The organism is Methylobacterium sp. WL18, assembly GCF_008040015.1.
Taxonomy (GTDB): Bacteria; Pseudomonadota; Alphaproteobacteria; order Rhizobiales; family Beijerinckiaceae; genus Methylobacterium; species Methylobacterium mesophilicum.
Genome location: NZ_VRVD01000001.1, coordinates 17020 through 31310, shown reverse-complemented (window position 1 = coordinate 31310; position 14291 = coordinate 17020). Strand labels below are relative to the sequence as shown.

General features: G+C 62.2%; 13 protein-coding genes. 3 read left to right on the top strand and 10 right to left on the bottom strand.

What is annotated here, in order from left to right:
- Positions 1–12: 12 nt before the first annotated feature.
- Positions 13–399 carry a DUF4189 domain-containing protein gene (locus FV228_RS00140; protein WP_147852725.1) on the bottom strand — a complete coding sequence of 129 codons (387 nt, stop codon included), beginning with the start codon at positions 397–399 and terminating at the stop codon, positions 13–15.
- 458 nt (positions 400–857) lie between these two features.
- Here FV228_RS00140 and FV228_RS00135 point away from each other — a divergent pair, with 458 nt between their 5' ends.
- Positions 858–1409 (top strand): hypothetical protein, encoded by a 552-nt coding sequence (locus FV228_RS00135; RefSeq protein WP_147852724.1) that lies wholly within the window; start codon positions 858–860, stop codon positions 1407–1409.
- Between the two features lie 250 nt (positions 1410–1659).
- On the opposite strand, the gene FV228_RS32815 is transcribed toward FV228_RS00135, so the two are convergent.
- The 4 genes from FV228_RS32815 to FV228_RS00110 form a co-directional block, all read right to left on the bottom strand.
- A complete protein-coding gene (locus FV228_RS32815; protein WP_187277568.1) occupies positions 1660–1812 on the bottom strand; it encodes a hypothetical protein in 153 nt (50 codons plus the stop codon).
- Positions 1813–2390: 578 nt separating this feature from the next.
- Positions 2391–2654 (bottom strand): hypothetical protein, encoded by a 264-nt coding sequence (locus FV228_RS00125; RefSeq protein WP_147852722.1) that lies wholly within the window; start codon positions 2652–2654, stop codon positions 2391–2393.
- Between the two features lie 950 nt (positions 2655–3604).
- Complete coding sequence (locus FV228_RS00115) at positions 3605–4042, bottom strand: DUF1772 domain-containing protein (protein WP_147852720.1); 438 nt, start codon at positions 4040–4042, stop codon at positions 3605–3607.
- A 97-nt stretch (positions 4043–4139) separates the two neighbouring features.
- Positions 4140–5095 (bottom strand): IS630 family transposase gene (locus FV228_RS00110; RefSeq protein ID WP_147852719.1). Its coding sequence is split into 2 segments (ribosomal slippage): positions 4140–4750 and positions 4750–5095, totalling 957 coding nucleotides; the frame shifts between segments, so codons are not numbered across the junction.
- Positions 5096–5505: 410 nt separating this feature from the next.
- Between FV228_RS00110 and FV228_RS00105 the strand changes: the two genes are divergently transcribed.
- A complete protein-coding gene (locus tag FV228_RS00105; RefSeq protein ID WP_147852718.1) occupies positions 5506–6231 on the top strand; it encodes a Crp/Fnr family transcriptional regulator in 726 nt (241 codons plus the stop codon).
- 434 nt (positions 6232–6665) lie between these two features.
- On the opposite strand, the gene FV228_RS00100 is transcribed toward FV228_RS00105, so the two are convergent.
- Complete coding sequence (locus FV228_RS00100) at positions 6666–8363, bottom strand: methyl-accepting chemotaxis protein (RefSeq protein WP_147852717.1); 1698 nt, start codon at positions 8361–8363, stop codon at positions 6666–6668.
- 158 nt (positions 8364–8521) lie between these two features.
- On the bottom strand, positions 8522–8800 hold the full coding sequence (locus FV228_RS00095; protein WP_147852716.1) for a hypothetical protein: 279 nt from the start codon (positions 8798–8800) through the stop codon (positions 8522–8524).
- A 363-nt stretch (positions 8801–9163) separates the two neighbouring features.
- Here FV228_RS00095 and FV228_RS00090 point away from each other — a divergent pair, with 363 nt between their 5' ends.
- Positions 9164–9565 (top strand): response regulator, encoded by a 402-nt coding sequence (locus tag FV228_RS00090; RefSeq protein ID WP_147852715.1) that lies wholly within the window; start codon positions 9164–9166, stop codon positions 9563–9565.
- 75 nt (positions 9566–9640) lie between these two features.
- Here the strand turns inward: FV228_RS00090 and FV228_RS00085 are convergent, their stop codons facing one another.
- The 3 genes from FV228_RS00085 to FV228_RS00080 form a co-directional block, all read right to left on the bottom strand.
- Positions 9641–12925 (bottom strand): PAS domain S-box protein, encoded by a 3285-nt coding sequence (locus FV228_RS00085; RefSeq protein ID WP_246693766.1) that lies wholly within the window; start codon positions 12923–12925, stop codon positions 9641–9643.
- 258 nt (positions 12926–13183) lie between these two features.
- Positions 13184–13309 (bottom strand): hypothetical protein, encoded by a 126-nt coding sequence (locus FV228_RS34710; protein WP_281406434.1) that lies wholly within the window; start codon positions 13307–13309, stop codon positions 13184–13186.
- Positions 13306–13791, bottom strand: a complete 486-nt coding sequence (locus tag FV228_RS00080) for a PilZ domain-containing protein (protein ID WP_246693769.1) — start codon at positions 13789–13791, stop codon at positions 13306–13308. Before FV228_RS00080 ends, FV228_RS34710 begins: the two co-directional genes overlap by 4 nt.
- Between the last annotated feature and the right edge of the window lie 500 nt (positions 13792–14291).

Here is a 14291-nt window from a genome sequence, read left to right as displayed (position 1 = left end):
ACCGCTGTGTCGTCAGTCTGACCCTGTGCAACCACCGATAGTTCTGCTGGAGCAATCGAGGCCATACGAACGGCAGAGGTCAATAGCAGCTTGTGGCGTTTGCTGCTGTCCCCAACCCTTCTGCCCCTTATTGTTCCGCCCTGTCGCTACGTAGCTGCAACCATGGTTGTAGGAGTCGAGCACCCGGCAGTTTCGCGGGTGCTGAGAGCCGCCGCGGCAGCGCCCGATCGCTTCGGCTTTGCTCACCTCGGGCGAAGCATCTTTCCCCATCGTTACCGTGATCGTGGCTTCGCGGGCAGGCGGCACCGGGTCGGTTACTTCGATCGCGAAGGTGATGGTGTCACCCTCCTTCGGTTCCGCGGCGGCAGGGGTGAGCGCGAGGGCGATCAGGGCGGCCATGGCCAGCAGACACGGGCAGGCCCCACGACATAGTTTTTTCAACGTTGGATACTCCGAAGCTTTTGTTTAGCCTCTTGGGTAGGCGCAGCAAAATACCGTTAGTCCCCCTAAAGCAATTGATATATGAAAAGATGTTATCCGAATATCGAGTTAAGCGCCTGCGGGGCGAGCCCTGAACTGGAGCGTCTGGCACCGTAAGCATAATTTACACGTTGCGATCAGATTATGAGCGGCCGCGGCTGGTGAAGATGGGCGAGGTTGGGCCGCGGATCAAGCGCAAACTTCCATCGTTAGTGATCGCGGTGGCCGTGCGCGAACGGCCGCAATGTTATCCGAGGTAAGTGCCGCAAACATGGTTATTATGAAAATCTGACGAGTACGACCGAGAGTTCTTCTGATTGGTGTTTCGTCGCCCGAACACTAATCTTTCATCTGCCTGTTTTGTAGGGAGAGTGTTCTTGTGGATCCCCATCGCCGTATCTGCCTTTATTTTTTTCAGCGCATCAATCGCCGACAATCTCACATTGAGCACACAAGATTTTGTCCATGTCTGTGACGCTCATGAGGTATATAATGAGGTTGGTCGGAAGTGCGCGGTTGGCGGTATGGCTATAGCGCATAAGATTTCCACTGAATATATTGCGCCTTTAAAGCCCGTTTCGCTCAAATGCCCCGCCGAAAATGGCGGTGTGATTGAGATGTACAAATTAAATGCAGACGGAGATATGTATAGAATGAGAGCGATTTTTCGGGGCTCGGAAGTTGATTATGTCGTCCTAGATGTCGAGGATGCTGGCGGATCGTCAAGAAAAACTGCCAAAGGCGTACCAAATTCTGGAGCTAGTGACCAATATGACATTTTTATATACTACGCTTCTAAGCAAGCTATAGAGCTTAAAGTTCGCATTTGTGAAAGTTTAGATCCGAATATGCGCGCTCGCTACAACCGAATACTCAATTCAAATCGTTTGGAAATTAAAAATTATAGAGAAAAATTTAGCGATGAATAGGACTGATCGACCAACACGTGATAGCGGCGAACAACATTTCGGTCGCGGTGCGGACGACGACCGGGTCTCCACCACCGCCCGAACTCGGTCTGATTTCCTCGACACCGCGTCTCCGAAGCCCTTCGAAAGGCGCTTCTCGGTGCCGGTCTTCGAGGCGACGATCACCGCGATGATCTTCGAGAAGGCGGTTGTCTCGGCAGTCGTCGAGAAGTTCATATCGGTCACGGTGCCGACGACGACCTGACTCCCATCATCGACCGATCTCTGACTGGCGGCCTGTGGCAGCGGTGTCGAAGCCCTTCGAGATGCGCTTCTCGGAGACGTTCTTCGAGGCGACAACGAACTCGGTCTTCTCGGTCGTGGCGTCGGTCTTTGGGTGGTCCTCTACGCACCAATCAGTCACGACGATCTCGTCCCGACCATTCGGCAGGTCGAACCTGACGGCGCGATCGTCTTCCCACCAGCCGTATCGAGCGATTTCCGGGGCGTGGAGGGGGCTACGCGCGTTTTAGGCACGTTGGGAGCCAATTCAGCGCCACGGCCGTCCACGGCCTTCTCAGGCTCATATTTCGAAAGCGGTCGCCGGAAGTTCATGCATCATAAGGCACACAACGGGTGTCCGCTGGATGCGAGGCGGTACTCCGGTACGCCATAACGGCACCCGCAGTCGTTGACGTGAAGTTCCGGCTCGGCCCCGTTGCCCGATCCACTCGTAGATGGGGCAGAGTGCTCCCACATGCTGACGATGATCACCTTCAAGCCTAACCCTCACAAGCTGCGGGTCACCCCATCCTTGAAGGAGCCGGGCCGGTTCGACTGGTCGGTCACGCGGGACGATGTGGTCGTGCGTCAATCGCTTCAGTCCTTCGGCTCGGAGGGAGCGTCAGAGGCGAACGGAGATGCGGCGCTTCGAGAAGTTACGTCTCGTTGGCTGAGCGGACGATAGGGGCAGACCACTTCGTTGCTGACGGCACGCGACGGCTACACCCGCTGCGGCTGCGCGAGCATGATGGCGGCGCGCACGGCGGCGCGCCGAAGCTCCGGGCTTGCCCAATGCTGATCGATCAGCGTGTTGGCGAAGGGGTGGTCCACGATGGCAGCGGCGGGATCGATCCGATAGCTCTCGCCGAACGGGACCGTGCCGGAGGTCGGATTGGCCATGTAGGCGTTCACCACGGCGGTCACATCCGCCTCGACGATGTCGAGGGTGGCGAACAGGTCGAGCGTCATGATCCGGTTTGCCATGGCGCCGTCATAGCCGCTTTACGATCGCAGCGCTCTAACGACGGTTAACCGAGTGCGAAAATCCAACCGCGCCCTCGCGAGGCGCATCCCTCGACCTCATCGTATCGACGCGGTGGTCCTGGTCCACTCTGCGGCGATGATCGCCCGCCGTGCGTCCGCGTGGGCTGGCGACAGTTCTCCGATCTTCCGGAGGACGGTACGCATCATGTCAGAGCCGCCCGAAGATGCGAGCGCTCGGCCATGTCGTCGGATCGCAGTCCGATGATCGGCCGCACTGGGGGCGCTCGGCGTGCGCTCGATGGCCAGGACCAAAGCGGCGAGCGCACCGACCGCGGCATCGATCTCGGAGATGCCCGGCCGGACCAGTGATGTCCTTTTCAATGGCATGAAATCCTCGGAGCGGTGATGCGATGTCCGAGGATGCATAGGCAGAGTTCGTGCCGGGGCCGCCGAGATGTTGGGCCACCCGTAGAACGTGTTCATCGTCGAGAGCGATTTTCGACCTATGCCGCTTCAAGCTGCTGAGCGGGTTCCACGTCCTCGCATGAGGGGATGTAGGCGCACCAGCCGCATACGCCCTTATCGGCAGCCTTCGGGGCGTTCCATTGCGAGCACTCCGGGCAGACCTTCAACACGATCTTGGTGCCGTGGACGAACGCTCGACCGCGACCACGGAAGGTGGCAGCGCCCTGGGGAAGCTTTTTCAACATAGGTAGTCCCTGCGTGCTACCGCAGGTTGATGTCAACGGGCGCTCATGGGGGCCAGCCCTGCTCGTCCGGCAGGTCTATGAACCAGGATGACCTATGAGGCGAAACAAGTTGTCATGAACATCGCAGAGGGTCGGCAGGTGCACCGCTCCCGCTTATGGAAATTGATCGCTCGCGGTCTAGTGGTCCAGATCTGACGCTTGGTGCCCACTCTGAGGATCTACAATGGGGCAACAGCAGACCTAGCGGGTAACCAGAAAGCCCCAAGCGAACAGGAGCGACGCAGCGGAGCCGAGTGCACTCCTGACGCCATGTAGACCTGCCCAACGACGCAGGAGGCCCCGGCTTTCCGCCCCCGCGTGCTGCGGCTGCATCGCCATCAACTGCTTGTTCGTCGGCATGATCACCAACATTGTGAAGGGCCAGTTGGCGAGCAGGAACAGGCTCCCAGCCATCCACTGCCATTCCCGATGGAGATACCACGCCAGAAGCCCCGCCGCCCCTCCCAGAATGGCTAAGCCAGCCTGGATGGGTAGGGCGCGATTGTAGCTGGGCTGCCACTGCGCGAGCAAAGGCCCATCTTCCAAGCCCATCCTGGCAGGATGTTCAACGAGGGTGATGTAGAGTGCGGCCCCGGCGAAGAGGGTCGCAGCGACAAGGGCAACAAGGTCAGGGACCACCTAAATTTTCCTCTGGTGCGCTAAGGGCTTCGTGTCGGTAGCTGACCCTTGCAACGGGTATCAAGCGTCAGATTTGGACCACTAGAGCCGTGCCCTTTCAGGTTGGCTCATAGGCATCGTATCCAGCTGCAGTGAGGTAGTTTCGGCACTCATCCGGTCGGACGGCGGCGAACGCGTCCTCGATGGCGATGGTCAGGTCGGCGGCGGTCCGTGCTGCAGCCGTTCGGAGCAGGGCTTTGACCTTGGCAAAGACCTGCTCGATCGGATTGAAGTCGGGACTGTAGGGCGGGAGATAGAGAACCCGTGCGCCGACCGCCTCGATGGCCTCGCGCACCCCGGCGACCTTGTGAGCGTTCAGATTGTCGAGGATGACGGTGTCACCGGGCCTCAGCACCGGAGCCAGGGTGTCGGTGACGTAGGCCCGGAAACGCATACCATTCGTGGCTCCATCGAAGACGGTCCTGGCGATCAGTCCCGTGGCGCGCAGGGCGGCGGTGATGGTAGTGGTCTTGTAGTGCCCGTGAGGCCCGGCGATCCGGCAGCGCTCCCCGCACGGAGCACGACCATAGCGCCGGACCATCTTCGTCGTGGCGGCCGTCTCGTCGAGGAAAACCAGGCGATCCGGATCCAGATCGGGTTGCCCATCGAACCAGTCCTCGCGCGTGGCCCTCACATCCGACCGCTCCTGCTCGGCCGCGTGGACAGCCCCTTTTTACGGGTGATCCCATGCCGGGCGAAGAAGCGTGACAAACTGCTCGTGCTTGCCCGGACGCCGCGTTCCGAGAGCCTGTCGCGCAGCTCCCGCAGGAAGGAGAGCGGGTGTTCTTCGTTGACCCGAAGGATCAGGGCGGCTTGCGCTTCCAGACGCTGCGAGTTGCGGTCGCCGCCCATGGGCTTGGGCGCGATCTTCCCGTCCTGCCGGAAGCGCTCGTGCCAACGGACCGCGCTGGCCGCCCCGACACCGAAGCGCTTGGCCGCCTGACGCCGCGATGCACCCGCTTCAATCGCGGCGACCACACGCTCGCGCAGATCCACCGACAGGGCTGAAGGCATGGCAATCCTCCATCACAAGCCCATCCAGTGAATCACACGCCAGCCAGATCGCCTACCCCATGCGATTCAACCCGCCAGGGCACGGCTCTAGGTCACGCAGGCTGATGACCCACGCTCGGCGCGACCAGATGCTTTGGCTCGCCGATCTAAACCCGCTCCTGTTCGCCGACCTCGATCAGGCACAGATCCGGATCGCCGAGCGGCTTCGGTAAGAACTGCCCCTGCCGGTAGTAAGCGGAGACGCGGGTTTATCACCGGCTTGGAGTTGGGCGCGACGCCTTGAAGCGAAGCGGTTGGGGTGGCAGAACCCCTTGTGATGAGACGTTAATCGCCATCCTTCGCTGGCGGACGAAGTCCGGGCTCTGACGGTTGGAGAGTGTGCTCTTACCCGTCGAGCTTGACGAGAAGCGATGTCCGTATCTGTGAAGCACCCGCTCGACGTTATGATCCGCAAGCTGGGCGGGAGTGGCCGCTTCTCGCAGGCGGAGATGTTTGCGTTGAAGAGTCTGTCGGTCGTCGTCCGGACGCTCGAAGCCCATCATGACATCGTGCCCGAGGGTGGTCCGGCCACACATTGCTGCATCGTCCTCAGCGGTTGGACCTGCTGCTACCAGCTTCTCGACGAGGGCCGACGCCAACTTCTGTCGTTCCATCTCCCAGGCGATCTACCTGATCTTCAAGGGTTGCACCTGAGCGAGATCGATTTCGGCATGGCGACGCTGACACCAGCCGTCGTCGCCTACGTGCCGCACACGGATCTGCGCAGGCTGATCGAGAGCTTCCCTGGCATCTCCACGGCGTTGTGGCACGAGGCACAGGTCAGCGCTGCGATCCATCGCGCCTGGATGAGCAGCCTCGGTCGTCGCGCCGCACGCGAACGGCTCGCTCACCTGTTCTGCGAACTTTACCTGCGCCTCAAGGCGGTTGGCCTCGCGAACGGGAACACCTTGCCGATGCCGCTCCGGCAACCCGATCTCGCCGATGCGCTGGGGTTAACGTCGGTCCACGTGAACCGGACGCTGAAGGATCTGCGCGAGGATGGGCTTATCAGCCTGAAAGCTCGACGGCTGGAGATCCTGGATTGGGCGAGGCTACAGGCAATCGGCCAGTTCAGCCCGCGCTACCTGCATGGGTAGGTGTTGGCATCCCGATGTAGGGGGCATCCAGGGCTTCAGAAGCTATCCTATGTGGAGGCTGCCGAGTGCCATGACACGGTAGCAGCATGAGGCTCGATCCGGCGTCATTCATCCTGACGGCCGCGCAAGTGCAGGGCATGTCATATGGCTTGGGAGCCCGAACCAATCACCGTTACTGACCTCGGCAACGAGCGCTTACGCATCCGGGTCAAGGCGTCACCGCGCGATGGCGCAAAGTTCAGCGCGGTGCTCGGCCTCCCAGTGAAGGCGAACGGACTTCTCTACCGCGTGTCCCTCGTGGCGGCAGTCCCTGGTTCCGGGCGAGCCAACGTCCCGGAGCTTCTCGACCTGACGCTCAGGCTCGTGGACGGCGATTAGGCATCTGAAAGTCCAGCGCGGTCCGCAGTATCGTGGCCTAACGGCTCGCCGATGCCTCAGGCCGCCCGTACCGTCACGAGGAAGCGATCGACCTCGGCGGCCAAATGCTCGGACTGCCGCGACAGGTCCGAGGCTGCACCCAGGACTTGGCTCGCCGCCGCACCGGTCTCCTCGGCCGCCCCCGCCACGCCGACGATGTTGCTGGTCACTTCGCTGGTGCCCATCGCGGCCTGACTGACGTTGCGCACGATCTCCTGGGTCGCCGAGCCCTGCTCCTCCACGCCCGCCGCGATCGAGGTCGCGACCGCGCTGATCTCGCGGATCCGGCCGGTGATCCCGGCGATCGAGGCGACCGCCTGACCGGTCGAAACCTGAACCCGAGCGATCTGCCCGGAGATCTCGTGGGTCGCCTTGGCGGTCTGCTCGGCCAGTGCCTTCACCTCGGCGGCGACCACCGCGAACCCCTTGCCGGATGCTCCTGCGCGTGCCGCCTCGATGGTGGCGTTCAGTGCCAGCAGGTTGGTCTGGCCTGCGATGTTCGAGATCAGTCCGACCACGTCACCGATGCGCGCCACGGCGCTGCTCAGTTCGTGCACCAGGGCGCCGGTCTGATCCGCTTCGCTGACAGCGAGGCGCGCCAACTCCGCCGAGCCGCCGACCTGCCGCCCGATCTCCTGCACGGACGAGCCGAGTTCCTCAGCCGCGGCAGCCACAGTGTTGACGTTGGAGGCCGCCTCTTCCGCCGCCGCCGCCACGGTGATGGACTGGCTCGCCGTCTCAGTCGCGGTGGCGGTCATGGTCTGCGCGGTCGCCTGCAACTCGTTGGCCGATGAGGAGACCATGCCGATGATACCGCCAACAGCGTGCTCGAACCCGTCCGCAAGTTCGACCATCGTGCGCTTGCGCTCCGCGGCTGCGGCCACCTCGGCTATGCGACGGATCTCGGCCTGCTCCGCGGCCTTCTGCGCGACCATGTCCCGAATGCCCTGGACGGCGCGACCAACGGCACCGATCTCGTCCCCGCGCGACGCCTCACGGATCTCGGCATCGACCTCGCCCCTAGCCATACGCTGGAGCACAGCGACGAGATTGCCGAGTGGGCGTGTGATGCCGAGCACGACGATGACACCGAGCAGGCCAAAGGCCAGCAGCAGACCGAGCGCTGCGATCGACGTAAGCTCCAGCTTGGCTTCGTTGGCAACTTCGCTCGCTCGATGCTTCTCGTCAGCCAGCGCGGTCGCGTTGGCCGCCACGCGCTTGTTGAGCGCCTCGATCAGGGCTTTGCGTGCCGTTCGGCCGTCGCCGTTGGACAGCCTGACCGCACGCGTGGCATCGTTCTCGACCACATGACCGACGACGCTCTTCGAGACCGAGAAGAAGCGTGTCGTCAGCGCCTTGAGATCTTCGTTGATGGCGTGCCGCTCCGGCGTGTCGGAGAGCCGGATGAGTTCATCGACCGCCTTACTCGCGGTGTGCTCCGCCTCGGTATGCTGAGCGCGCAGAACCTGCCGATCGGGGCTATCGCTCTCGATGATAAGATTCTTCTCTCGGATCGTGGCCTCGTCCACGGCGACGGCGAGTTCCAAGGCCAGGATGGCGCGTTGGGCGCTGTGATCGACGATCTGCTGGGTGTTGGCGTCGAGGTTCGACAAGCTGCTTCGAGCCAGCAGGATCATCCCCACCGACACGATGACCAGCAGAGTGGAAGGAAGCGCCAGCTTGGCGAGGAGCTTCGCGTTGTTGAGCAGCTTCATCGATCTGGCCACGCAGGTTGCATACGCTGCCCTGGCGCGATCCCGCGCGCGAGGCGGCCCATCTCTCAACTTATACGGTTAGCGGCGGCTTAAGGCCGGTCAAAACATACTGCTCTGGGTTGAATTTGTTCAGAAGGTTTGGCGATCGATCGGCCATTCTATCTGCCCCGCATGGTTACAGACCCATCGACCATGCTCACAGTCTCGATACGCGGCCCGGCCCAGCCCTGATCCGGCAGAGTGGCGAGGTAGCGGTTGCAGGCGGCGGCCAGCACGCCATCGAACCGCGTCGGCATCACCGCTACCAACTCGCGCATCAGCCCTTCGACGGCCGCTTCTCGGGTAAGGGTTGCGAGACTATCGCCTTCCAAGCGCTCCAGCGCCGAGACCACATTCTCCGCGATGACGCCTGCGGCGCGGATCTGATCACTGAGCATTGGCTAAACTCCCCCATTAGGCCCCCTGATATCGATCACGTCTTCCTCGTCCTCCTGGATCTTCCAGACAGCGTGGAGACGAGGCAATTCAAGCGCCTCGATTGCGGAGATCTCCTTAGCGATAAAAGTAATTTTCGGAGAAGTTCTTCCACCGCGACGATCGTCAAAGATCGCGGATCAAGAATGACATTCTAAGCTTGTGACACGCGAACGTGAGCATAGCCAACGTCTAGCCACAGCTACGTGTTGAGGTTCGACTAACCGAACTGCGGCATAGTCATCGAACCGCACCGCCTGTCGGCGGCGTCGTGCTCGCTACGGACCTGCAATATGACTGGAACCGTACCATCAGATCCGGGTCGGATGCCCATCCTCGTGGTCGATGACGTACCGATGATCGTCGAAGTCGTCAGAGCCGTGCTCGGCAAGATCGGCTTCTGTGATGTCGATACGGCTCGTGATGGAAGCGATGCCCTCGTCCGAATGCGGGAGCGTCGCTACGGCCTCGTAATCTCGGACTGGAACATGGATCAGGTCACCGGCTACGAGCTTCTGCGTCGCGTGCGTGCGGATCCCGCTCTTCGCGAGACCTTGTTCGTGATGATGACGACGCGGGAACAGGCCCATTGCTTCGAGGCCGCCCGCCGGGCCGGGGTCAATGGTTGTCTGATCAAACCGTTCACGCCCGCCAGCCTGCGCCAGACGATCGAGGCAGTCGGCCTCATGGATCGTAGCTCGATCCATGGCGAGCTAACCACGATCTGAGGCGCGGGCGACTCCTCCCACTCGGTAGATGCAACGGTCGCAGGGAGGTCCAAGGTGATAGAACGGGGAGATATTTTACGCCGTACGCATGATCATGATCTCAGCGATCGTCTCGACCGAACGGGTACGTAACAAATCGACCAGCGGTTCGTGTCCCTCGCCCGAGCGGCAGGCCGCCTCCACCTCGCGACAGAGATCCGCAAGCGAGACGAACCCGACCATGCTCGCCGCCGACACCATCGCGTGTGCATCCCCAGCGATCTGTTCGCGATCACGGGCGTGGGAGGACGGTCCAAACCGATGGGTCAGTTCGTCCGCCAGCATCGCCAGCAGGCCGACCATGCGTTCGTGACCGACCATCTCCTTCAGGTCTTCGAACACGGCAAGATCGACGGTCGCGTGCGTTTCACCACCAGCGCTACTTCCAGCCGTCCAGCGATCGACGACGGCCAACAGAGCATCGCGTCGGAAGGGCTTGCCGACGTGGTCGTCCATGCCGGTCGCCCGGAACTCGGCGACCTGATGCGGGAGGACGTTCGCGGTGAGCGCAACGATCGGGATCTCTGATAGCGCGCCGCTGAGCGCCCGGATCTGTCGGGTAGCGGACAGGCCGTCCATACCGACCATCTGAACATCCATCAGTACGAGATCGTAGGCGTTGGCCTGCACGGCCGCGACCGCCGCCGCACCGTCGCTGACCACGTCTACGGAGTGCCCGGCGCGCTCCAGGATCGCTCGGGCGAGGTCCTGGTTCAGTTGCACGTCTTCGGCCAGGAGCACACGCCTGCCCGTACGGGTGCCCCCGATAGACGAGGGCTCCGCAGCGACGGCCGGTTCGGCTACCACGGGCAGATCGAGCGCGAACCAGAACGTCGAGCCGCGGTTCACCTCACTCTCGACACCGATCGCTCCGCCCATACGCTCGACCAGCGCCTTCGAGATCGCCAGTCCCAGCCCACTGCCGCCGTAGTCGCGACCGATCGAGCCATCGACTTGGCTGAAGCGCTGGAACAGGCGGTCGTGCTTGTCTGCGGGTATGCCGATGCCAGTGTCCCGAACCGAGCAGCGCAGATGGATCGCCTCGTCGGCCACGGCGGCAACCGCTACGCGCAGATCGATCCGGCCCCGCGCGGTGAACTTCACGGCGTTGTTGAGCAGGTTCAGCAAGACCTGCCGCAAGCGGTCCTGATCGCCCAGCAGCCACCCCGGTGTGGCGGGATCGAAGCTGACCCCGAGCGTCAAACCCTTCGTCTCGGCCGAGCGACGCACGATCGAGACCGTGTTGTCGATCAGCGCAGCAGGGGCGAAGGGCTGCTGCACGATCTCGACCTGACCAGCTTCCAACTTCGAGAAGTCAAGCACGTCGTTGACCACGGTCAGCAGCGCCGCACCCGCGGTACGGATGCGCTCGGCGTGCTGACGTGTGTTCGGATCTAAACCCGACTCCTCACATAGGAGGTCGGCGTAGCCGATCACCCCGTTGAGCGGCGTCCGGATCTCGTGACTCATCGAGGCGAGGAACTCGGACTTTGCTTGGCTCGCCGCCTCAGCCAGTTCTCTCGCCGTATCAGCTTCGTGCGTCCGCTCGGCTACGCGCTGGGCCAGGGTCGCGTTGAGGTCGAGCAGGGCAGCTTCGGCCGCGGCACGTGCCGTATCGTCGCGAACCGTGAGCACCGCGCCGATCCGCGTACCGTCCAATCCCAGAAGCGGATGAGCGTTGCCGATCGCTAGAACTTCGGTGCCGTCCAGCCGCTGCACTCGCCAGCGCGCATCGCGCACCGTCTGGCCGTGCATCACCGCGCGCGCGAGCGGCAGGTCCAGGGGCGGGTATGGCTGACCGTCCTCAGTGAAGAGGCGATAGGTGTCGCTGTAGGCGTCCGGCTCCACGTCGAGCCGAGCCACGCCGTGGATCTCGGATGCGGCCTTGTTGACCAGGGTGATCTTCCCGGCAGCGTCGGTGACGATGACGCCTTCGGCAAGCTGCGCCAGGATGGCCGCACTCGTGGCGGTGGAGGAGTCGGCGCGTGCTCGCGCCTCCGATAACTGGGCTTCGGTCAAGGCGCGGTAGCGCTCGTCGCTCTCGCGAAGGGCGTCCTCCATGGCCTTACGCTGGGTGATGTCACGCAGCGCCGCGACGTACCCGTCCGCCCGACCTGTCATCGCGTCGTGGGTGAGGCTGAACGAGATCTCCAGCCAGATCCAGGTCCCGTCCACGTGTCGGTAGCGTTGGCAGGTCGTCGCCCGCTCAATGCGTCCCTCCGTCAAGTCGGCGAGGATATCAGCGTAGCCCGCGGCGTCATCAGGATGGACGAAGTCGAGCGGGCGTGATCCGATCAGGTGCTCGGGCGCGTAGCCGAGCACGGCCGTGACGGCGGGTGAGACGTATCGGCGGGTCGTGTCGAGTCCTGACCAAACGATGATGTCGGTGGCGTTCTCGGCCAGCAATCGATGATGGGCCTCGCTGGCTCGGATGCGCACGTCCGCCGCTTCGCGCCGCTCAATCTCGCGCGCAAGCAGAAGCAGGGCGCCGACGAGAATGAGGGTCAGACCACCAGCGACAACGCCTTGCATAAACGCCGACCGGCGCCAGTCGGCCAGCGCATCATCTTTCGCCAGGGCGGCGCCGACGTAAAGCGGATAGCCGTCCAAGTAGCTCAGCGCGACGACGCGCTCGATGCCATCCGTCATGGCCGCGGACCAGTACGGCTTGTCATCCCTGGCGGGCACGTGCTGCCGGTAGTTCTCCCCCTGGGCGAAGTTCTTACCGATCACCCCCGGCATCGGAGGCGAGCGCACGAGCAGCGTTCCGTCCAGCCGCCACAGGGTCAGTCCCGCCCCCGGCCCATTGTCGATGGTGCCGTACACGGTCTCAAAAGTTTGTGGGTCGAGCATCGCCTGGACGACCCCCGCGAACGCTCCGTCCGGGCCGTCGATGCGTCGTGCCACGGGGATCAGCAACTTGCCGGTCAGCCGCCCGGTAATCGGGTTGCCGATGACGATGCCGCTGTCGGGTCGGTCGCGCAACGTCTGGAAGTAGTCGCGATCGTGCACGTCGAGGGCGCGGGCCGGGAAGGCGTCCGCCTCGACCGTGGCGCGGCCATCGCGATCGATGATCATGATGTTGTTGAGCCGGGAGCGTGGGACCTGTTCACGCAGCGCCGTGTGGATCGCTTCTAGCGACAGGCTACTGGCGCCGGTTCCGACCAGGGGAGCCACGGCTCGCAGATACGTGTCGATGGTCTCGAAGGCACGGGCCGCGTGCTGTTCGAGGGCATGAGCCGTGTTCGCAGCGCGGACCTCGGCCTGGGCAACTTCCTGAGCGTACTGGCGGTTCACGGTGACTACGACGAGGACCGGCACGCCGAGGCCAACTGCGAGCGCAGTGGACCGCGCGAGTGTCCCGAGCCTCGGCCTCCTCATCGTAGCGACTACCCGAACAATCCCCGCCTGCGTCCCTCCGCTGGCTGTCGCCTATCCCTAACGGAGAGGGGTAAACAGGTGGTACGGCGACGAGGGAGGCTTAGATTGCCGCAGGCGACGCGGAGATCGTGAAGACGGCCTTCAAGGTCATACTACCCAAACAAGGCGGGCCGAAGATCACCGCGATGTTCTTCGAGATCACGGTCGTTCCAGCAGCGCTACTGCCGACAGGTTGATCGAGATCTCGGACACGATGGCAGGACACCATGCGCCGCCCATTGTCGAGACGCCGCCGCCATAGAACACCGATGCGATCTCGATCACAGCTTTACCCACCTGTCGAAGGCATCAGTGGTGAAAGGTTCGACGAATTGAACAGCGACCCCATCCTCGATCTCCCGCACGACGGTAGCGTAGCGGCCTGCAACCCGTATCAGGGTGCCGACGAACAGACCGGGATTGGGCCGTAGGGTGATAGCAGCCCCTGAAAGCGAGATGTCTAGGATCATTCCGGTGAAAGTGACTGTCTCCGCGAGCCTTAGTTCAACCGCAGGGTGGAGGGGGACGATACGAGGTGCGCGACGTAGTTGGGCGGCGCGAACCGTATGCGTGGCGTGCCAATCCAGCCGCGCGGCCAGCTTCTCCCGACGACTCTCGCGTACCATGAAGTCCACCAAGATCCCCCGTGGGCTGATCTCGTTGACCTTGCCGATCAAGATACCGACATTGTCGAGTGAGCAGACGACGACCTGACCGGGAGATACCTTACCTTTGAGACTGATCTCGCCCCGCAGCAGCGAGCGCATCACCACGGTACACGATACTTCCTCCCCATCAGGCAGAAGTGCACGTCCAGCGATAGGAGCAATATCATCTTTCGATGGGGCGCCATGCGATTGTGCGCGACCTTGAGGGTCGGACCCATTCCGGACTGACCTGCTATTGAACATGGCTTTGCAGCGCGACTAAGGATCACGGGCTGGGAGCGTTTGCACCTATCGTGTGCCGATCCCAGCGTCTTATTGCAGGATGTTTCGTGCGCCTTAAAGATCGATTAAAGGCGTTGACCTCAGGTTATATATGGCCATCTATAATTTTGTATGCAAATAACGATTGCGTCTTGTCGGCAAATTACCTTGTTTAATAAAGGTTAAACGTACTCGAACAACATTGTTGGACCTTTGGGTAAATTTTTCTGCCTTATGGCACATGAACAATCCGGGACACCGCAAGTTGCGATGGATAACAAAGTTCCAGCGCAAGGACCCTACGCTGCCCGAAAATCTGAGTCGAAGACATGGTGATG